This window comes from Mycobacterium sp. 29Ha, from assembly GCF_032883055.1.
Taxonomy (GTDB): domain Bacteria; phylum Actinomycetota; class Actinomycetes; order Mycobacteriales; family Mycobacteriaceae; genus Mycobacterium; species Mycobacterium gallinarum.
The window spans coordinates 56597-76540 of sequence record NZ_JAMQTI010000018.1 but is presented as its reverse complement, the minus strand read 5'-3'; the positions used below and the strand labels follow the sequence as shown (position 1 = coordinate 76540).

Here is a 19944-nt window from a genome sequence, read left to right as displayed (position 1 = left end):
ACCTAGATCTGCAGGAGTTCTTCCAGCGCCACGGGAAAGGCATCAGCGAGATCCCAGACGTCCGCGACCAGATCGGGACATGAGATCACGCCGATACCCAGCCGTCCGTTCAGCGACATCACCGTGACGTTCAGGCCCGCGCCGATCACGATGGGCCCAAACGGATATTGCGCCCTGATCGCGCAGCCCAAAAAGTAGAGCGGATGCTGCGGTCCCGGCACATTCGACAGCACGAGATTGTGTATCGGCCGGTCCGGCAGCGGAATGTTGCGGGCCAACCGAACCACGGCGTTCAAGACTGACTTGCCGAGAAATTCAGTCCAATCCTGGATGAGCGTCGGCGCCATCTCATTGCCATGGCCTTTCACGTGAGAGATGTTGCCGCAGATGGTCTCCAGCCGCTCGGCGACGTCCTCGATATCCGTCGCAAGCCGACAGAACATCCACATCGTGTGGTTCCGCCCGGGACGGTTTGATTTGTCCCGCGTAGACATCGGCACGGTCGCAACCATCGGCTGCTCGGGAAGCTCGTCACGATCGAGAAGAAACCGGCGCAGCGCCCCAGAGGTCATCGCGACCACCACGTCGTTGACGGTGATCCCGAATTTCTCCTTGACCTTCTTCACGTCCGCCAGCTCGACCTGAGTGAAGGCGACGTTTCGCCGGTTGGTGAACGGTGCGTTGAAGACGGTGGACGGAGCCGCGAACGGCGGTGCCATCGCCTCGCCGCTGACCGCGCGCTGCACTGTGTGGACCACCGTCCGTGCGGTGTCGGGAACCGCGGTCACCAGCCGCCACGGTCTGCGGACCACGTCGGCGATTCCTGCGGTCGCCATCTCAATTCGCCCGGTGGCGGGCGGTCCACTCACCTTCTCGGCCACGGGCACACCGCTGTCGAGACCACACAGCTGCATCAGGAGATCCGCACCCCCGACACCGTCGACCGCCGCGTGGTGAGACTTCATCATCACCGAGACCGAATCAGCCTCTTCGGGTCCCTCGATCACCCACATTTCCCACAACGGACGTGAACGGTCCAGCGGTAGCGCGGCGATGTGTCCGCAGATCTCCGCCAGCTCGGATCGCCCGCCCGGGCGCGGAAGTCCGATGCGATGAACATGGCGATCGAGCCGGAAATCCTGATCTTCGACCCATACCGGGTTGGCTGGATTCAGTTGGCTGTCAGCCAGTTTGAGACGGAAGTCGGGAGCCGCCGCGACGCGGGCATCCAGCGCGTCGACGAGTCCGTCGTACCGATAGCCACCAGTGCTCGACGTATCCAGCTCGAGCAGACAGCAGACGTTCACCGGCTGCGTGTCCGACTCCAGCTCGAGGAAAAACGCGTCGTACCCGCTGACCCGATCCAAACGTGCCACATTCGCCCCCTCGGCCGCGACCGGTGTGCTCCGATCGACGGGTGCAGACTTCCCCCTGCGGCGATGATGCAAACGGTTACTCGACGCCCCGTCGCGGGGCGGAACGCTCAGCCTCGCAGACCCGCCCAGAACGGACACTTGTGCACCTGGCCGAAGTCGTTGATCAGACGATTCCCTCGGGGCTGCAACGACATTCGCTGGCCCGCGGGTCCATCTAGCGACGGCCACCCGGAGCCTGGTGAACCCGAGGATATGAATTCACTCCAGTAGCCGATCATCTCGTCGGACAGCCGCTGTTGTTCGGGATTGAGCGCCGGCGCTCCGCCCACGTCGAAGAGGTACCGCAATTCCAGCGAATGCCCGGCGCCGACGGGGAACGGCGCCGCCCGCAACGGCTCCGGTGCCGGCGCACCAGGGTCGTCGAATTCGGAGAAGTACACCGGCTCTTCTGATGACAACGAGTCCGCGAGACGGTCTGCCACACAGGCGAAGGTGCCGTCGGTCACCGCGGCCGAATATGCCAGCGGCACACTGCCGCCGAACTGCTCCGGCGGATACTGCTGCGCGACGACCCCGGCATTGGCGTCGCCGTATGCCTCCGAAAGCAGCCCGAGATAATCGGTCGCGCCGAACGCGCGCCCGCGGATGTACTGCAACGCGGTGAACAGGGTGTACTCGTCGGCTGTCGTCCCGATCATCACCGGCACCTTGGCCGCCCGCCCCTGCGCTGCACCGTTCATCGGATCGACCGGCAGAATCTTGGTTCCCGTCACGGGTCCGCTCAAGCGTTCGCTGCCGATTCGTCCGTAGAGCACTGGCCGCTGCAGCCGCTCGGCCGGTAGCGCGCGAAGACATGCCGCCGCGGCGACCCTATCGCCGCAACCCACCTCCGCGGCGTACTGCTCGCTGGTCCGCTCCGCGGCGGACAGGTCGTATTGCGCCTGACACGGCCCACTTTGGATGATCGCGGCACTGAAAAGTCCTGCCGAGGCGGGCGCAACGAGGTGGTTGCACACCGACATCCCCCCGGCCGACTCCCCCGCTATCGTCACCTTGTCCGGATCGCCTCCGAATTCGGCGATGTTGTCGTGCACCCACCGCAGCGCGGCCTGCTGGTCGGCCAGGCCGTAGTTGCCGACATCGCCGGCCGGGCCGAGTGCCGGGTGCGCGAGGAAGCCGAGCGTCCCCAACCGGTAGTTGATCGTGACGACGATGACGTCACCGCGGCTCGCCAGCCGGCGCGAGTCGTAGACCTCGCCGCTGCCGTTGATGAAGCTGCCGCCGTGAATCCATACCATCACCGGCCGCTTCTCCCCCGACGGTGGTGGCGTCCACACATTGAGAGTCAGGCAGTCTTCGCTGGTTTCGCGTTGGTCGACGTCATTGCTGACGTCTTGAATGCATCGCGGGCCGGGTCGGGTGGCATCAAGGAACCCGGTCCATCCGGCCGCTGGCGCGGGCGGTTGCCACCGCAATGCCCCCACCGGTGGTGCGGCATAAGGAATTCCGGCGAAAAGGCGGTGGTCCTCGGAAACCAGCCCGCGCAGCGCACCTGACTGCGTCTGCACCACCCCCGGATCGTCCGGTACGTCGATGGTGGCCGATTGGCCGAGTGAGCACCCCGCGAGCGCGGCCACGACGATCAAGACCCCCGCGATGACGAGGCCTCGACGGCGGACCTTTGCAACAGACATCGGTCCCGACACTACTGAGGGACCACTCTTCCCTTGCGTGGCCTCCGTCACATAGACTTCGAACTTGACACCCGTCAAGTTCCGTTCTGCCCCGGAAATGAGGAGCCCGTATGAGCACGCCGACGATGGACGATGCCGCGCAAGTTTTCGCCGACCCGACGGCGTATGCCGACGACGCTCGGCTGCACGCGGCTCTGACCCATCTGCGGGCGAACAACCCGGTGGCATGGGTCGACAAAGCTCCCTACCGGCCGTTCTGGGCGATCACCAAGCACGCCGACATCATGGCCATCGAACGGGACAACAACCTCTTCCTGTCCGAACCGCGACCGCTGCTGGCCACCGCCGCGGCCGACGATTTGGGTAAGCAGCAACTCGAAGCGGGAACGGGGCTGCGCACCCTGATCCACATGGACGATCCGCACCACCGCAAGGTCCGAGCGATCGGCGCGGACTGGTTCCGCCCCAAGGCAATGCGCGATCTCAAGGTGAACGTCGACGCGCTGGCGAAGCGCTACGTCGACAAGATGCGCGACATCGGCCCGGAATGCGACTTCGTCACGGAGATCGCGGTCAACTTTCCGCTGTACGTCATCATGTCGCTGCTCGGCCTGCCCGAAGAAGACTTCCCGCGCATGCACCAGCTCACCCAGGAGCTGTTCGGCGGCGACGACGAGGAATACAACCAGCGCGGTAAGACCCCGGAAGAGCAGCTGGCGATCCTGATCGACTTCTTCACGTACTTCGCAGAGTTGACCGCGTCGCGTCGCGAGAATCCCACCGACGACCTGGCATCGGCGATCGCCAACGGCCGCATCGACGGCGAACCGCTCTCCGAGGTCGACACCGCCTCCTACTACGTGATCGTCGCGAGTGCGGGCCACGACACCACCAAGGACGCGATTTCCGGTGGGTTGCTCGCGCTGATCGAAAACCCCGACCAGCTGGAGCGTCTGCGCAACGATCCCGGACTGATGGGCACCGCGGTCGAGGAGATGATCCGCTGGACGACGCCGGTCAAAGAGTTCATGCGCACCGCCGCCAAGGACACCGAGATCCGCGGCGTTCCCATCGCCAAGGGCGAATCCGTCTACCTGGCCTATGTTTCCGGCAACCGGGACGAGGAGGTCTTCGACGAGCCCTTCAAATTCGACGTCGGCCGCGACCCGAACAAGCACGTCGCATTCGGATACGGCGTGCATTTCTGCCTTGGGGCCGCGCTCGCACGCATGGAGATGAACAGCCTGTTCACCGAATTGATCCCGCGGCTCGAGTCCATTGAACTCGCGGGCGAGCCGGAGTTGGCGGCGACCACGTTCGTCGGCGGGCTCAAGCATCTGCCGATCCGGTACTCCCTGCGCTGAGCGCCTACTTTCTGGCGTGGGTGGCGAGAAATCCGTCGACAGCGGCCGCGGCACACCCGTGATAGTCGAAATCGGCTACGGTGCTGAGCTTTCCGAGAATCAGCGGACCGATCAGCAGCGCGATCGCCTGAATGCGGTCGGGCACCTCGATCTCAGCGGCTGCCTGCGGGCTGTCGAAGATGGCGTCGAAGGGCGCGGAGTACAGCTGGATGATGCGGGCCCGTAACGGGCCTACGGGGTCCGAATCCGCTTGGCGCACCTCGGAGTAGTCGCCGGCGTCGGGTCCTGACGCCAGCCATGTCAGGGCGGTGAGCATGATGGGCACCTCGACGATCGCTTCGATCCAGCCCTCCACTACCACGAGCAACTGCTCGCGCAGGCGGCCTTCGGTCGGCGGCATCGGCGCCGGCTCCAACAGGCTCATGAAGGCCGCGCCCACCAGATCGTTGGCGCTGGGGAAATGGCGATAGAGCGTGGCCCTGGCCACGTTCGCGCTGCGGGTGACCGCGTCGATCGTCACAGCACTCGGACCGCCCGTACGCAGCAGTGCGGCCGCCGCCTCGAGCAATCGAGCCCGAGAGCGGGCCGGCCGCGGGTCTGTGTGCGGTAGGTCCCCGCGCGGGGGGTCGGTCACCGTTTACGCCACCTCCTCCGTGGGAACAAGACTGTCGGTCTTGCTACGAGACTGTTAGTCTCAAATCTATCCTTTGGAAGGGAGCGCGATCCATGGTCGACACTCTCGCCCCGCCTGACCAGACTATCGACGCGAACCTGGCGACCATGTCCCGGTTTGGGCGCTTCTGGTTACTCACGGTCGCATCCCTCGACGTCCTGCTGGTCATTTCCTCGATGGTCGCGCTCAACGCGGCGTTGCCCGACCTTGCGGTGGACACCGCCGCGACACAGACGCAACTCACGTGGATCGTGGACGGCTACACCCTCGTGCTTGCCTGCCTGCTACTGCCCGCCGGCGCGATCGGCGACCGCTACGGGCGACGGGGTGCGCTGGTGGCCGGTCTGGCGATCTTCGCGGTGGCGTCGGTCGCTCCGGTGTTCTTCGACAGTCCGGTCCAGATCATCCTCTCCCGTGCGCTCGCCGGGGTCGGGGCGGCGTTCATCATGCCCGCGACCCTGTCCCTGTTGACCGCGGCATTCCCAAAAGCTGAGCGCAACAAGGCTGTTGGTATCTGGGCCGGGGTCGCCAGTTCGGGCGCGATCGTCGGATTCATGGGCACCGGCCTGCTCCTGGAGTTCTTCTCGTGGCAATCGATCTTCTACGCGTTCACCGCATCGGCTCTCGCGCTGATTGTCTGCACGTTCACCATTCGGTCGTCGCGCGACGACACCGCCACCCCGATCGACGGCATCGGTGCAGTGCTGATCGGTTCGGCGGTCGCGGTTTTCGTGTTCGGTGTCGTGGAAGCACCGGTGCGCGGGTGGACCCATCCGGTGGTGTGGGGCTGTATGGCCGCCGGTGTCGCGCTGGCCGTGGCGTTCGCGGTGGTAGAACTGCGACGCCGCCATCCGCTGCTGGATGTCCGCCTGTTCGGCAGACCCGACTTCACCACCGGATCGATCGGCATCACCATCCTGTTCTTCGCCAACTTCGGGTTCTTCTTCATCGAGATGCAGTACCTGCAACTCGTGCTCGGCTACAGCCCGCTGCAGACGGCGTTCGCCCTCGCGCCCCTGGCGGTGCCGATCCTGATACTGGGCGCGACGATGCACCTTTACCTGCCGAAGGTCGGGTTGCGGACCGCCGTCGCAATGGGCTTGTTCCTCATCGGGGTGGGGCTCTTCCTGATGCGCTATCTCGACGCCGGATCGTCCTATCTCGATCTGATGTGGCCGATGCTGGTGACGAGTGCGGGCATCGGGTTGTGCGTCGCGCCGACCACCTCGGCGATCATGAATGCGGTGCCCACCGAGAAGCAGGGTGTCGCATCGGCAGTCAACGACACCACGCGTGAGGTCGGCGCGGCGGTGGGAATCGCGGTGGCCGGCTCTGTTTTGGCGGCGCAGTACGGTTACGTACTGTCTCCGACGCTGACCGGCTTCCCCGAGCAGATACGCACGGGAGCCCTGGAGTCCCTTGCCAATGCGCTGGCGATCGCCGAGGAGATGGGACCGCAGGGCAACCGCCTGGCGGACCTGGCTACGGCCGCTTTCATCGACTCGATGAGCCTGGCAATGCTTGTGCTTGCCATCGTATTGGCGCTTGCCGCGGCGTTCGTCGCGATCTGGGCCCCCGGCCGAGACGGCACGCAGTCACGGCTCGCGCAACGGATCACCGCGCGCTGGTCGACCTCAGGCGCCGCCGGCGGTGCCGGCAATTCAGACGATGAACTCGGCAGCCCGGTGGCCGAGCATGACGGTGGTGGCGTGCGGGCCTCGGCTGGTGATGCGGGGAAGCACCGAGCCGTCGACCACCCATAAGGCGTCGACGCCGCGCACCCGGCACCGGGTGTCGACCACCGCCGTTGCGTCGTCGTCGCGTCCCATCCGTGCGGTGCCGCACAGATGTTGCGACGTCGACCACGATGTCTTCTCGGATTGTGCCTGCGCACCGGCGAGTTCGCGTGCCAGCTCGGCGCCGGCACGCAGCGCCGCGACGTCCGCGGGCTCACTGTCGTACCGGTGCTCGATGACGGGGCCGACGTCCGGATCCGCTGACACCAGCCGGACCCTGCCCCGCGATCTTGGTTGCATGAGGGCGACCCCGATGTGCGGGTGGTCGGCGGGGTCGTCGCGCCGACCGCTCACCATCGCACCGAAACCCGCGGTATACGGCCTGATTTCGAGTCCGTCATCGGTCGTCAGCACCGCCTCCAGTGGTGGTAGACCGTGCGTCTCGGACCAGTCGACCGGCAGCACCCACTCCGGATGGTCTGCGGTTGCAACACCCACCGGGAGGTCGGCCACCACGGGTACTCCCGCGGCGCTCAGCGTCTGTCGTGGGCCGACACCCGACAGCATCAGCAGATGCGCGGATCCGATCGCACCGGCCGACAACACGATTCGGTCGGCGGTCACATCGACTGGTCCGTCGGGTCCGACGCAGTGCACGCCCACCGCACGACCGTCGACGATCCGGATGCGCGTCGCCCTCGTATCGGTCAGCACGGTGAGACCGGCGCGATCCATCGCGGGCTTGAGAAAGGCGCCACCGGGACCCACCCGCGTACCGCCGTTGATGTTCAACGGCACCGGGCCGACTCCCGAAGGCAGCGGGGCGTCCGGCGCGGACCCGTTCAGATCGTCCACCCGCCGATACCCTGCTCTTTCCGCAGCGTCTACGAAAGTCGCGGTACAGCCGTCGAATTCGGCGACCCGCTGCACCTGAATAGGACCGTCGCGACCATGCAGCGGGCCACCGAAGTCGAGGTCGGTTTCGATGGCCAGGAAGTGTGGCAGCACGTCGGACCACGCCCATCCAGGCAACCCCCAGCCGTCGAAGTCCGACGGCAGTCCACGGCAGAAATAGCCGCCGTTGACCGCACCCGATCCGCCGACGACCGCACCCCTCATGATCTGTGCGTGCCGCTCGGGATCGTCGGTCAGCGTCGTCGCATAGCGCCGCACCACCGAGCTGGCGGCGCCGATCGGCAACCGCAGGCCGTCGGTGATCTGTGTCAGAACGGACGGGTCGGATGGGCCGGGGCCGGCCTCGATGACCGTGACGCGGCGACTGGAGTCAACCGAAAGTCGTTCCGCTAATACCGATCCGGCGCTTCCGGCGCCGACGATCAACACATCGCAGTGCAAGGCGGGGCTTCAGGTCCGAATCTGTGGCTTGAGTGCGCCGACATGACGCTCACGCACGACGCCGGTCCACAGTCCCGCACCGTACGCCATGTCGTCGAGCCGCTTGAGCAGGATGTAGGTGAGCAGACCGACGGGTTTCGTCTCGTCCTCACTGTTGCCGTTGCGGGTGATCCAGTCCACCACTCCATCGACGATGGCCGCCACCAACACCACTTGACGGCATCGTCGCGAAAGCAGTGCCGCGACGAACGCGACGGGCCAGTAGTGGCGGCAGATGGCCGACGCCAGCTGTAACGCCGCGGACCACAACCCGTGGGCTGCCACTACGGCCACTTCCTTGGGTTCGGTCTCCACGGTGGACAGCGACCTTGCGATACGGCGCCCGGTGATCGTGGCGACCACCATCGACGCGAGGTAGCCGATACCCGAGCCCATCGCCATCAGCATCCACGCGACCAGCGTCCACCCCGAGATGACGAGCGGTGCCGTCTTCCCGGGGTGCCGGACCGACAGCGGTGCGGCGGATTCTCCGTAGAAAGACTTGCGCGAGAGCCACTCTCGCAGTTGGGTGCGATGGTCGTGGCCGACCAGAGCGACAGGTTCGTAGCGCAGCCGAGCTCCTGCCTCGATCAACCTCCAGCACAGGTCGACGTCTTCGCCGGACCTGAGTGTCTCGTCGAACCCGCCCAAATTCTTGAGCACGGTGCTTCGGCAGATGATCGCGGCGCTCGGCACGTAGGAGACGGTCCCGAAGGGTACGACGGGTGCTTCGCGCATACCGAGGTCAAGAGAGGACCTCACGGCTTCGTAGCGGGCCACCAGGTTTTCCGGCTCGCGCAGGCCGATGATCCGCGGTGCGACGAGTGCCACCGCGGGGTCGCAGAAATGCCCGAGCAGCGCCTCGAGCCACCCGCGCCGCGGCACCACGTCGGAGTCGAGGAACGCGATGTAGTCGGTGTGGCACGCCGCCATGCCGGTGTTGCGGGCGGCCGCGGGACCCTTGCTGCGATCGTGTCGCAGGATCTGCACATCGCTGTACATCTGGGCGAAGTCGGCCTGCTGAACCGGGGTGGCCGACCCGTCGTCGACGACGATGATTCGCATGCCACGAAGAGCCGCGACCAGGCGACGAAGGCCAGAGATGTTGTCCCGCACGGGAATAACGACTGTGACATCGCGATGCGACGGTCCGGTCGCGGGCCGCGGATGCGCCACTGTCGCGTCGAGCAGCGTGCGCGCGAGCTGTGCGCTGACCGCGTCGTGCACCTCGAGCCGTCCGCCGGTGAGCATCGTCTGCGCCGCGGGCGCCAATCGCAGCAACCGGGTAGGCGATCCGCCGAGCAACGCGGACCCCTCGCCGAGGACCTTCACCCGGCGATCCACCTGGACGGCGAACCCGTCGGGCAGCCGTGGTCCGGTCATGTCAGCATTCCGTTCCGGTCAGGCGTCCATCGAGTCACACGCCGCAGACATCCGTCGACCATCTCGGCGAAGATGCGCGCGCCTTCCTCTGCGGTAGCGGTGGTGGGGTCGCCGAGGATACCCACGTCACTGACCGCGGCCATCCCTCCTTGACGCATTGCGGGCATCAACTGTCCCAGCGGGGCGCTGTTGCCGGGAACCCGCTCGTCGATCCATACATCGGCAGGCGAAATATGTAGCAATACAGAGGTTTCGGTATGACCGGCATGCGCGTCGGCGTTCTCCGCACTACAGGAACACCAGCCCACGTCGCGGCCCTCGTACCGCAGCAATGCCGCGGCGGTGGCCAGCGCTTCCACATTGCCCCCGTGCCCGTTGACGAAGACGAGGCGCGACGCCCAGCGCGATGCGGACCGGCCGAACTCCACCAGTAACAGACGCAGGGCGGACGTGCCGATCGACACGGTGCCGCTGAACTCCTCATGCTCACCGCTGGCGCCGTATTCGATCGCCGGAGCGACCATCCATTTCGATTCATTCGCCGGCACGAGCTGGTCGGCCAGGGCACGCGCCACGGCGGTCGCAATGCGCGTGTCGGTGTCGAGCGGCAGGTGGGGCCCGTGCTGTTCGGTGGAGCCGACAGGAATGATCAATGCCGGTGACGTGCCCTGCAGCTGCCGCGACGTTGCGTTCGCGAGCTCGCTTCCATAGGGCACAGGCCGATGGTAGGCCGAATTCACCTGGTGTGCGCCAATTGTTGGCGCATGCGCAGCAATTGATTTCCAGAAATTTGCGCGTGCGACAACGGGGCATTCACGTCAGCCCCCTGAGCCACGCCTGTACCAGGAACTCTGTGTGAAGGCGACAGCCTGCTCAGGCGGTCGGGCTGCCCGGTACCCCGAGCGCCCGAGCGAACCCGTCGGGCACCAGCACGTCGTCGGGGCGGAGGTCGTGCACCGACGCATGGCCGAGTCCCATCAACGCCGAGTCGATGCCGCCCCGCAGAACGTCGAGCACGTTCTCGACGCCCGCCTGCCCGTTGGCGGCCAGGCCCCAGAGATACGCCCGCCCGATCATGACCGCGCGCGCACCGAGAGCGACGGCCTTCACCACGTCGCTGCCACGTCGGATGCCGCCATCGAGCAGCACCTCGACGTCGTCTCCGACGGCGTCGGCGATCGCAGGCAAAGCCCGAATCGACGCCGGCGTGCCGTCGAGGTTGTTACCGCCGTGATTGGACACCGAGATGGCCGAAACACCTGCGTCCACAGCACGTTTGGCATCGTCAACTCGCATGACGCCCTTGAGCATGAACGGGCCGCCCCACAGCTCACGCAGCCAGGCGATGTCTTCCCAGGTCGGCGGCGGGGTACCCATCCACTCGCCGTAGGCCGCGAAGAACGGCGGACCCGCCTCGCCGCGCGCGGCCTGATTGGGCACCCGCAAGTTCGGCGGCCGGAAGGTCTTACCCCATTGCCACATCCAGCCCGGCCTGCTCAGCCCCGTCGGCAGCATCCGCACCGTGGTGCGCAGGTTCATCTCCTCGGGGATCGTGGGGCTCCCCCAGTCCCGGCCGTGCGAGAAGCTCCAGTCGGTGGTGACGATGAGACCGACGGCGCCCGCCTCGCGCGCGCGCTCGACCCGCGCCGCGATCGCGTCCCGGCCCCCGAGCCAGTACACCTGGAAGAACAGCTTGGGATTGGCGACGATCACCTCTTCGATCGGCTTGCTCGCAAACGACGACAGACCCATCGCGGTCCCTCGCGCCGCGGCGGCCCGCGCGACGGCGGTCTCACCATCCGGGTGGACGGCCTGCACGCCCGTCGGTGATATCACGACTGGCATCGAAATATCCTGGCCCATAACGGTTGTCGCAAGGTCGCGCTTCTCGGTAGCGCCGATGACGTGCGGCGCGAAGCCCAGCTCGGCGAATGCGTCGACGTTGTCGGCGACGGTGACGCCGCGCTCGCTGGCCGCGAGCAGCGCCGAGTACACCGGCTTGGGTAGCCGTCGCTTCGCCCGCTCCTGGGCGGCCGCGACAGTCTCGAACCAGATGGCGGCCATGAGTTACACCGGGCTTTCGTTACAGAGTCGCTTAGGAGCCGCCTTGGCGGCGACATCAGAGCGAGGCGGTTTGGTGAGCAGCTTGAGCATGACCGGGCCATCCCCCTGCGCTGCGCGCGGGCGGTGCCCCCAGCGCGAGTGGTCAACACTGGACTTGGGCTTGACGCGGTCGGCAGCCAACGCCGGCGCACCGTAGCCCTGCACACACTCGGGGTCGGGACCGTCCATCGGCAATCCGGTGAAGAACTTCGCGGCCATGCATCCGCCGCGGCAGCTGTCGTAGTGCCCGCAGCTGCCACACGCTCCTGCCGACTGCGGTTCACGTAGCTCGCGGAACAGCGGAGCGTTCTTCCACACGTTGTCAAATCCATTATCAGTCAAGATGTTTCCGGCAAGAAAGCGGTCGTGGATAGCGAACGGGCACGCATACACGTCGCCGACCGGGTCGATGAGGCACACCACCCGGCCCGCTCCGCACAGGTTCAGACCCGCCAGCGCGCCCGGCTCGCCCAGACCCGACAGGTGGAAGAACGAGTCACCGGTGAGCACACCGTCACCCTTGGCCACCAACCAGTCGTAGAGCTGCACCTGCTGCTCCGCGGTGGGGTGCAGTTCATCCCACACGTCGGCCCCGCGGCCGGATGGCCGCAGCCGGGTGATCCGCAGCGTGGCACCGTAACGCGCTGCCAGGGCGGCGAAATCGTCGAGCTGGTCGACATTCTCGCGGGTCACGACGACGGAGATCTTCGCGTCCTTGAAGCCCGCAGCCGCGAGGTTCTCCAGCGCCCGGATGGCCATCGCGAACGAGCCTGCTCCCCGGACGGCGTCGTTGACCTCGGCCGTCGCACCGTCCAGCGAGATCTGCACGTCGACGTAGTCACTGGCCGCCAGCCGCGCTGCCACATCGGGGGTGATGCGCACGCCGTTGGTGGAGAACTTCACCCCGACGTGGTGTTCGGTGGCGTAGTCGACGAGCTCCCAAAAGTCCGACCGCACAGTCGGTTCCCCACCACCGATGTTCACGTAGAACACCTGCATGCGTTCGAGTTCGTCGATGATGTCCTTGCACTGCTGAGTGGTCAACTCGCGCGGGTCGCGCTTGCCGGAGGACGACAGGCAGTGCACGCAGGCCAGATTGCAGGCGTAGGTGAGTTCCCACGTCAGACAGATAGGCGCATCCAGTCCGTGCTCGAACTGCTCGATGAGCCGCGGAACGGGCTGGACGGCAGGCGATTCGACTTTCGGCGCGGGCGCCGATTGCATTTCCGGCGCGGGCGCCGATTCAACAGTTGTCATAGCGGCACCAACATCTTCGATTGAGCGAGTACGCCAAGGGCGTGAAGGTAGGGGGCCTGCTGCGCATCGTCGACTCCAGCGGCGCGGCAGGCGGACCGGACGTCGGGGTGATCAGCCAATGAGTTGACCACCTCGACGATCGTCCGGTTCTTCAGGAACGACAGCTTGCGCGTACCGAAGTGATACAGCAGCGCACCGAACGGCTCGGGCCGTACGGCCACCTGTGGGTGGAGCCGCCAACCGAGGTCGGGATCGAACGCGATGTCGGTCCCGGACTCGGCTGCTGGCGAGGCCACGGTCAGTAGACCCCGCACATCCCGTCGATCGACACTTCTTCGACCAAGATCTCGGTGACGAGCTCATCGCCCGAGGTTTCCGCTGTCTGATTCGGCTCCACTATCCGCACCTTTCCTTGACAGGATCTCGACAAACTGTGATCGAGATCGCAATAATATGGCATCGAGTGCCAGAATGAAAGCCGACCCCGGAAAAGGATCTGACGTGCAACCGGAATCCCAGCACCGCGTCGGCCGCCGGCGGTCGACGAGCTGGGAACACATCAGCAATGTGGCGATCGATCTGTTCGCCGCCCGCGGGTTCGACGAGGTCAGCGTCGACGACGTCGCCGAGGCTGCCGGCATCGCGCGGCGCACGCTGTTTCGCTACTACCCGTCCAAGAACGCGCTGCCCTGGGGCGACTTCGAGGCACATCTGGCACGGATGCGGGACCTGCTGTCAGATCTCGACCCCGACGTGGGGATCGATGCCGCGCTACGGACGGCGCTGTTGGCGTTCAACACATTTGACGACGCCGAGACCGCACGGCACCGGCAGCGCATGCGGGTCATCCTGCAGACCGCCGAGCTTCAGGCGTACTCGATGACGATGTACGCGGGCTGGCGCGCAGTCGTCGTCGCGTTCGTCGCGCGTCGGCTGGGCATGAAGGAAGCTGACGTCGTGCCGCAGACAGTGGCCTGGACCATGCTCGGCGCGGCGCTGTCGGCGTATCAACACTGGTTGGACGACGAGTCGGTCTCGCTTGCGCAGGCGCTCGGCGACGCGTTCGACACCGTCAGCGCCGGACTGAAGGCGCTGGACGATCCCCGCCGCTGAAAGAATTTCCGATTCGGGCGTCGGAGTTCGCACCTCCGCGGCGACGATAAGGGTGTGAGCGCCGAACCGGATGGCAACGACGCTCCGCGGCAGCTACTGGCGATGTACGACGAAGCGATGCCGATCGTGTATGGGTATTTCGTCCGGCGCTGCAGTGACCGCGGAACGGCCGAAGACCTGACGTCGGACACGTTCCTGGCGGCGATGGATGCCGCACGCAGGGATGTGCCCCCGCCGTTGACGTTGCCGTGGTTGCTCGGAGTGGCGCGCCACAAGCTGGCGGATCACTACCGCCGTCGCCACGACCGGTTCAACATCCCGGTCGCCGAACTGCCCGAGACTGTCGACCCGGGCGACGACTGGGATGCCGAGCTCGACCGCATCGTCGCGGAGGCCGTCATGGCCAAGCTGCCCGAGCACCATCGCACCGTGCTGGCGTTGCGCTACATGGATGACTGTTCCGTGCCCGAGTGTGCGGAGTTGATCGGACGGACCGTGCACGCCACGGAGGCGTTGCTGGTGCGGGCGCGACGAGCCTTCAGAGCCCACTATCCGGAGCCGGAAGGAGGGAAGTCGTGAACGACGGCGTCAACAACAGCCACGATCCGCTGACCGTGCTGCACGGCGATGAGCTTGTCGCCCAACCAGATCCGGCGTTCGCGGCGCGGCTGCGCGCACGCCTGGAAAGCGCGCTGAACCTGCCCAATCGAACCCGAGGAGTTGACATGAGCGGCACCGACACCGCGATCGCCGAACTGGCCGAACCCACCGCGTCCTCCGCCGTGCCCCGATCGGCGGCACTGCCATATCTCTCAGTGGCCAACGCGCGCGAAGCCATCGACTGGTACGTCGACGTGCTGGGTGCCACCGTGGTCGGCGAACCGATCGTGATGGACGACGGCCGCATCGGTCATGCCGAGCTGGCACTTGGCGGCGGTATGTTCTATCTCGCCGACGAGTACCCGGAGATCGGCATGAAAGCCCCTGCTCCGCAGGCTGTTTCAGTCATGCTTGTCATCGCGGTCGCCGATACCGACATTGCGGTGGAGCGGGCCCGCGACCGCGGTGCCACCGTGCGTCAGGAAACCCGCGAGGCTCACGGTTCACGCAACGCTGCGATCGTCGACCCGTTCGGGCATTGCTGGTCGCTCAATGGCCCGACGACCGGCGCGGCGGTGACTATCCAGCACGGTGACGTCGGCTATGTCTCGGTGTGGGTGCCGGACGCCGAACGGGCGGCGGCCTTCTACGGTCACGTCCTGGGCTGGGAATTCGACCGCGCCTCCCGTCAGGTCACCAACACCAAGCAGCGCATCGGCATCTACAGCGTCGACAGCCGACAAGGCATGCTGTGCAGCTATGCCGTAAACGATCTCGCAGCCGCACGACAGGCGATCGTGGCCGCCGGCGGGACAGCCGGTGACGTGCTGGACTTCGACTTCGGCTCGGTGCTGGACGCCACCGACCCGTCAGGCGCGGCCTTAGCGGTGTTCGAGCCTGCACCGGGTATCGCGCGACCGGAACTGAATGGCTCTGGGCCAGGCGAGCTTTCGTATATCACCTACGAGGTGCCGGACTCGGGCGCATTCCGGGCGTTTTACAGCGGACTGCTGTTCTGGTCGTTCGAGCCGGGTCGCATCGACGACGGCTGGCAGATTCAGCACACCCACCCGATGGCCGGCGTCGCCGGCGGCAGCGCGCGGTCGGTCACGGTGCCGATGTGGACCGTCGCCGATGTCCGCGCGGCGGTGGCGAGGGTACGCGAAGCCGGGGGCACCGTGATCGAGGAGCCGTCGACGCAGGCGTACGGCCAATCGGCACAGTGCACCGACGACCAGGGCACCCGGTTCTATCTGGGCCAGTTCTGACTGGTGGATTCGGCGCGCTAACGCACCCTCACGGTCGATTAGCGCGCCGGATTCGCTGATTAACCGAGGACGTCGGCGATGGGTGCGCCGGCCGCGATCTTGGAGCGGGCCTTCATGACCTTTCCCGGCATGCCGCCGCCGACCACGCCGGCGACAACGCCGTCGCGCTCGTAATAGGCCAGGAACTTGCGGCCGTCGTCCTCGACGACGTGCACCACGTCGTCGGCCTCGGGCTCACCCAGGCACTGGATCTTGACGTCGTACTGGTCGCTCCAGAAGTACGGCACCGAAACCGTGGACGGTGCGTCCTGACCCAGCATCGCGGGCACCAGCACTCGCGCCTGGTCGGCGACGTTGCTCCAATGTTCCACGCGCACTTGGTGCCCAAGGGTGTGGCGCCAGGACGCGACGTCGCCGATCGCCCACACATGCGGTGCGCTCGACCGGCCGCGATCGTCGCAGACGATCCCGTTGTCGATCTCCAGGCCGCTGCCGTCGAGCCACTCGGTGGCCGGATGCGAACCGATACCGACCACGACGAGATCGGCCTCGAGTTCGGTGCCGTCGCCCAAGACCACCCTCTCGACCCGCTCGGATCCGCTGACCTCCGAGACCCCGACGCCGCATCGCACGTCGACGCCCTCGGCGCGGTGCAGCCGGGCGACCAACTCACCGATCCGTCCGCCGAGTACCGACGCCAGCGGCGAAGGCTGCGGCTCCACCAGGACGACGTCGACGCCCATGCCGCGCAGGCTCGCCGCGACCTCGCAACCGATGAAACCCGCACCGACCACGACGGCTCGTGTCGCCGAACCCGCCTCGGCGCGCAACGCAAGGCTTTCGTCGAAGTTGCGGAGGACGTGGATACCTTTGAGATCCGGGAACGACGGGATGCGCTTGGGCACCAGCCCGGTGGCGATGATCAGTTCGTCGTAAGGCATCTCGGTGCCGTCTGCGAGCGTGAGCGTCTTGGCCCCGGTGTCGATCGACCGGGCTCCGTTGCCGAGCAACACGGTGATGTCGTTTTCTTCGTAGAACTCGGCGGGCTTGAGCGTGACGTCGTCGGTCTCGGCGCGCAGCACCTCCTTCGACAGCGGCGGCCGGTCGTACGGCAGATGATCCTCGTCGCTGACGATGGTGACCGGTCCGGCGTACTCGGAGCGTCGGAGCTGTTCAGCCGTGCGGGCAGCGGCCAGGCCGCCGCCAACAATGACTACTCCCCCAGTGGTGGACATGCGCAGATTTTGCACGATGGCTCCCGCGATATGTCCGCCACCCCGTCAGCTGCGGTCCCTGTCGATGATGTTGGTCAGCACGACGATGCTTTCGCTGCGTTCGACGTCGGCGGCCGCGCGAATACGCTCCAGCGCTTCCTCGAGATGCCGCATGTCGCGTGCGAGCACGTGCAGGATCGCGTCGGCTGTCCCGGTGACGGTGGCCGCGCCGATCACCTCCGGGATGTCAATCCAGGCCGCGCGCAACCGTTCTGGCGTAATCGTGCCGTGGCGGAACACCTGCACGTACGCCTCGGTGTTCCAACCAAGCGCGCTACGGTCCACCACCGTGGTGAAGCCCCGGATGACGCCGTTGTCGAGCAGTCGGTCGACCCTGCGTTTCACGGCAGGAGCCGACAGGCTCACCCGTTCGCCGATCTCGGCGTACGTGGCACGCGCATCATTGGCGAGCTCGGCCAAAATGCGCTCGTCTGTCTGGTCCAGACGGTCCATCACCACCTCCACGCAACAAATCACCGATATTCTAGCTGTAGAACAATGAATCATGGGCCAATACGCAATAGACGATGATTGATTGCAAAAATGCTGGGCCATATCGTTGATTTATGACGATCACAGATGTCGCCGCCGTCGCGGCTCCGGTATCCGAAGTCGCCACTACCCCGCGGAAGCGCCCTGGCGCCGACAGAACCCCCGAGCGTGCGCCCTCGATACGGCGCTACGCCATGACGGCGCCGACGTTCTTCACCGTCGAGTACGCGATCAACCCGTGGATGGACACGTCGGTGGATGTGGATACCCATCTCGCGTACAGCCAGTGGGAAACCCTGCGGCAGACATACAAGGAGCTCGGCCATACCGTCGAGTTGATCGAACCCATCGTCGGGCTTCCCGACATGGTCTACGCCGCCAACGGCGGAGTGATGGTGAACGGCAAGGCGGTCACCGCTCGATTCGCCTATCCGCAACGCGCCGACGAGTCCGCCGCGTACGCCGAATGGATGACCCGCCACGGCTATCGCCCCGTCGACACCCGGCACACGAACGAAGGCCAAGGCGACCTGCTCGTCGTCGGTTCGATCATGTTGGCGGGTCACGGCTTCCGCACCCAGTGGCAAGCACACGACGAAATCGCCGCGATCGTGCAGATGCCTGTCGTCAGCCTCGAACTCGTAGATCCGCGCTTCTATCACCTCGACACCGCGCTAGCCGTGCTCGACGCCACCACGATCGCGTACTACCCACCCGCGTTCAGCGACCCGTCCAGGACGAAACTGCTCGAACTGTTCCCCGACGCCATCGAGGTGGGCAGCGCCGATGCCTACGTCCTTGGCCTCAACGCGGTGTCCGACGGTCTCAACGTGGTGTTGCCCGCCGCGGCGACCGGGTTCGCCGAACAACTGCGCACCGCCGGCTTCCGGCCCATCGGAATCGATCTGTCAGAGCTGCTCAAGGGCGGCGGATCCGTCAAATGCTGCACGTTGGAGGTACATCCGTGACCGTTGTCGACACCATGAGCAGCACCGAAGCGGCGATCGCAGTGGACAGCCGCTACGTTGCACACAACTACTCGCCGCTGCCGGTCGTCGCCACCAGTGCCGACGGCGTGTGGGTGACCGATGTCGAGGGTCGTCGCTATCTCGATTGTCTGGCGGCCTACTCCGCCGTCAACTTCGGTCACCGCAATCCGGAGATCACCGCCGTGGCCCACGCACAGCTGGACAGCCTGACACTGGTGAGCCGCGCGTTCCACTCCGACCGGCTCGGCCCCTTCTGCCAGGCGCTCGCCGAACTCTGCGGCAAGGACATGGTCCTGCCGATGAACAGCGGCGCGGAAGCGGTGGAGAGCGGTATCAAGGTCGCCCGAAAGTGGGGCACTGACGTCAAAGGCGTACCCGCGGGTCAGAGCAATATCGTAGTGGCGCACAACAACTTCCATGGCCGCACCACCACGATCATCAGCTTCTCCGACGACGAGACCGCCCGACGCGGATTCGGACCGTACACCCCCGGATTCCGCTCGGTGGCCTTCGGCGACGCCGACGCACTGGCGGCCGCGATCGACGAGAACACCGTTGCCGTGCTGCTCGAGCCGATCCAAGGTGAGGCAGGGATCGTCGTTCCGCCCCGCGACTTCCTGCCCCGGGTCCGTGCACTGTGCACCGAACGCAACGTGCTCATGATCGCCGACGAGATTCAGTCAGGCCTGGCGCGCACCGGTCGCACCTTCGCATGCGACCACTTCGGGGTGGTCCCCGACATCTATCTGCTCGGCAAAGCCCTCGGCGGCGGTGTGGTGCCGTTGTCCGCCGTGGTGGCCGACCGCGATGTGCTCGGGGTGCTGCATCCCGGCGAGCACGGCTCCACGTTCGGCGGCAATCCACTTGCGGCGGCCATCGGGACGACGGTTGTGGCAATGCTGCAACGCGGTGAATTCCAATCGCGCTCAGCAGAACTCGGAGATCGTCTGCATGCGCGGCTACGCGCGCTCATCGGGTCCGGGGTGGTCGCGGTTCGGGGAATGGGGCTGTGGGCCGGCGTGGACATCGATCCGGCGCTCGGCACGGGAAAGCAGATCACCCTGAAGCTCGCCGAACGTGGTGTCCTGGTTAAGGACACGCACAGTTCGACATTCCGCTTTGCGCCACCGCTGGTGATCACCGCTACGGAGATCGACTGGGCGATTGACCAATTCGCCCAAGTTTTGGCCGATTCGGGTTCACACTTGTCCGATACTGCGTTATAGC

General features: G+C 66.0%; 19 protein-coding genes. 7 read left to right on the top strand and 12 right to left on the bottom strand.

What is annotated here, in order from left to right:
* Positions 1-2: 2 nt before the first annotated feature.
* Positions 3-1367: a wax ester/triacylglycerol synthase family O-acyltransferase gene (locus M1248_RS22190; RefSeq protein ID WP_317149763.1), complete on the bottom strand. Its 1365-nt coding sequence runs from the start codon at positions 1365-1367 to the stop codon at positions 3-5.
* A gap of 116 nt (positions 1368-1483) precedes the next feature.
* Complete coding sequence (locus tag M1248_RS22185) at positions 1484-3070, bottom strand: carboxylesterase/lipase family protein (protein ID WP_317149736.1); 1587 nt, start codon at positions 3068-3070, stop codon at positions 1484-1486.
* 110 nt (positions 3071-3180) lie between these two features.
* On the opposite strand from M1248_RS22185, the gene M1248_RS22180 reads away from it, so the two are divergent.
* Positions 3181-4434: a cytochrome P450 gene (locus M1248_RS22180; protein WP_163735434.1), complete on the top strand. Its 1254-nt coding sequence runs from the start codon at positions 3181-3183 to the stop codon at positions 4432-4434.
* Between the two features lie 4 nt (positions 4435-4438).
* Here the strand turns inward: M1248_RS22180 and M1248_RS22175 are convergent, their stop codons facing one another.
* Complete coding sequence (locus M1248_RS22175) at positions 4439-5068, bottom strand: TetR/AcrR family transcriptional regulator (protein ID WP_163735431.1); 630 nt, start codon at positions 5066-5068, stop codon at positions 4439-4441.
* A 92-nt stretch (positions 5069-5160) separates the two neighbouring features.
* Between M1248_RS22175 and M1248_RS22170 the strand changes: the two genes are divergently transcribed.
* A complete protein-coding gene (locus tag M1248_RS22170) occupies positions 5161-6870 on the top strand; it encodes an MFS transporter (RefSeq protein ID WP_163735429.1) in 1710 nt (569 codons plus the stop codon).
* Here the strand turns inward: M1248_RS22170 and mftG are convergent.
* The 7 genes from mftG to mftA all read right to left on the bottom strand — a co-directional run bounded on the left by mftG (position 6769) and on the right by mftA (position 13378).
* Positions 6769-8199, bottom strand: a complete 1431-nt coding sequence (gene mftG / locus M1248_RS22165; protein ID WP_163735427.1) for a mycofactocin system GMC family oxidoreductase MftG — start codon at positions 8197-8199, stop codon at positions 6769-6771. The two genes, M1248_RS22170 and mftG, sit on opposite strands and share 102 nt — an antisense overlap.
* Positions 8200-8208: 9 nt before the next feature.
* Positions 8209-9621: a mycofactocin biosynthesis glycosyltransferase MftF gene (gene mftF / locus M1248_RS22160; RefSeq protein WP_163735423.1), complete on the bottom strand. Its 1413-nt coding sequence runs from the start codon at positions 9619-9621 to the stop codon at positions 8209-8211.
* Positions 9618-10361, bottom strand: a complete 744-nt coding sequence (gene mftE / locus M1248_RS22155; RefSeq protein WP_163735420.1) for a mycofactocin biosynthesis peptidyl-dipeptidase MftE — start codon at positions 10359-10361, stop codon at positions 9618-9620. The genes mftF and mftE overlap by 4 nt, the downstream gene beginning before the upstream one ends.
* 133 nt (positions 10362-10494) lie before the next feature.
* Positions 10495-11685 (bottom strand): pre-mycofactocin synthase MftD, encoded by a 1191-nt coding sequence (gene mftD / locus M1248_RS22150; RefSeq protein ID WP_163735417.1) that lies wholly within the window; start codon positions 11683-11685, stop codon positions 10495-10497.
* 3 nt (positions 11686-11688) lie between these two features.
* On the bottom strand, positions 11689-12948 hold the full coding sequence (gene mftC / locus M1248_RS22145; protein ID WP_163738403.1) for a mycofactocin radical SAM maturase: 1260 nt from the start codon (positions 12946-12948) through the stop codon (positions 11689-11691).
* Positions 12949-12977: 29 nt separating this feature from the next.
* Positions 12978-13295: a mycofactocin biosynthesis chaperone MftB gene (mftB, locus tag M1248_RS22140; protein ID WP_174262178.1), complete on the bottom strand. Its 318-nt coding sequence runs from the start codon at positions 13293-13295 to the stop codon at positions 12978-12980.
* Positions 13280-13378 (bottom strand): mycofactocin precursor MftA, encoded by a 99-nt coding sequence (gene mftA, locus M1248_RS22135; protein WP_163735411.1) that lies wholly within the window; start codon positions 13376-13378, stop codon positions 13280-13282. Before mftA ends, mftB begins: the two co-directional genes overlap by 16 nt.
* A 74-nt stretch (positions 13379-13452) precedes the next feature.
* Here mftA and mftR point away from each other — a divergent pair, with 74 nt between their 5' ends.
* From mftR to M1248_RS22120, 3 genes are read left to right on the top strand one after another with little or no spacing between them, the layout of a single operon-like run.
* Positions 13453-14094, top strand: coding sequence for a mycofactocin system transcriptional regulator (gene mftR, locus M1248_RS22130; protein WP_163735408.1), 642 nt, complete (start codon positions 13453-13455; stop codon positions 14092-14094).
* Positions 14095-14148: 54 nt separating this feature from the next.
* Positions 14149-14673: an RNA polymerase sigma factor gene (locus tag M1248_RS22125; RefSeq protein WP_163735405.1), complete on the top strand. Its 525-nt coding sequence runs from the start codon at positions 14149-14151 to the stop codon at positions 14671-14673.
* Positions 14670-15962: a VOC family protein gene (locus M1248_RS22120; RefSeq protein ID WP_317149735.1), complete on the top strand. Its 1293-nt coding sequence runs from the start codon at positions 14670-14672 to the stop codon at positions 15960-15962. Before M1248_RS22125 ends, M1248_RS22120 begins: the two co-directional genes overlap by 4 nt.
* Before the next feature lie 59 nt (positions 15963-16021).
* Here M1248_RS22120 and M1248_RS22115 read toward each other — a convergent pair whose 3' ends face one another.
* Positions 16022-17197: an FAD-dependent oxidoreductase gene (locus M1248_RS22115; protein ID WP_163735398.1), complete on the bottom strand. Its 1176-nt coding sequence runs from the start codon at positions 17195-17197 to the stop codon at positions 16022-16024.
* 45 nt (positions 17198-17242) lie between these two features.
* Positions 17243-17689, bottom strand: coding sequence for an Lrp/AsnC family transcriptional regulator (locus M1248_RS22110; protein WP_163735395.1), 447 nt, complete (start codon positions 17687-17689; stop codon positions 17243-17245).
* A 113-nt stretch (positions 17690-17802) separates the two neighbouring features.
* Here M1248_RS22110 and ddaH point away from each other — a divergent pair, with 113 nt between their 5' ends.
* Positions 17803-18696: a dimethylargininase gene (gene ddaH, locus M1248_RS22105; protein ID WP_317149734.1), complete on the top strand. Its 894-nt coding sequence runs from the start codon at positions 17803-17805 to the stop codon at positions 18694-18696.
* The gene (rocD, locus tag M1248_RS22100; RefSeq protein ID WP_410506717.1) at positions 18669-19943 is read left to right on the top strand and encodes an ornithine--oxo-acid transaminase; all 1275 of its coding nucleotides are present in this window, start codon (positions 18669-18671) and stop codon (positions 19941-19943) included. The genes ddaH and rocD overlap by 28 nt, the downstream gene beginning before the upstream one ends.
* Position 19944: the final 1 nt, after the last annotated feature.

Excerpts from the sequence above, each read along its gene's own strand:
- M1248_RS22185 (WP_317149736.1), bottom strand. The coding sequence starts at position 3,070 with ATGTCTGTTGCAAAGGTCCGCCGTCGAGGCCTCGTCATCGCGGGGGTC.
- M1248_RS22180 (WP_163735434.1), top strand. The coding sequence starts at position 3,181 with ATGAGCACGCCGACGATGGACGATGCCGCGCAAGTTTTCGCCGACCCG.
- M1248_RS22170 (WP_163735429.1), top strand. The coding sequence starts at position 5,161 with ATGGTCGACACTCTCGCCCCGCCTGACCAGACTATCGACGCGAACCTG.
- mftF (WP_163735423.1), bottom strand. The coding sequence starts at position 9,621 with ATGACCGGACCACGGCTGCCCGACGGGTTCGCCGTCCAGGTGGATCGC.
- mftD (WP_163735417.1), bottom strand. The coding sequence starts at position 11,685 with ATGGCCGCCATCTGGTTCGAGACTGTCGCGGCCGCCCAGGAGCGGGCG.
- mftC (WP_163738403.1), bottom strand. The coding sequence starts at position 12,948 with ATGCAATCGGCGCCCGCGCCGAAAGTCGAATCGCCTGCCGTCCAGCCC.
- mftR (WP_163735408.1), top strand. The coding sequence starts at position 13,453 with ATGAAAGCCGACCCCGGAAAAGGATCTGACGTGCAACCGGAATCCCAG.
- M1248_RS22115 (WP_163735398.1), bottom strand. The coding sequence starts at position 17,197 with ATGTCCACCACTGGGGGAGTAGTCATTGTTGGCGGCGGCCTGGCCGCT.
- M1248_RS22110 (WP_163735395.1), bottom strand. The coding sequence starts at position 17,689 with ATGGACCGTCTGGACCAGACAGACGAGCGCATTTTGGCCGAGCTCGCC.
- ddaH (WP_317149734.1), top strand. The coding sequence starts at position 17,803 with ATGACGATCACAGATGTCGCCGCCGTCGCGGCTCCGGTATCCGAAGTC.
- rocD (WP_410506717.1), top strand. The coding sequence starts at position 18,669 with ATGCTGCACGTTGGAGGTACATCCGTGACCGTTGTCGACACCATGAGC.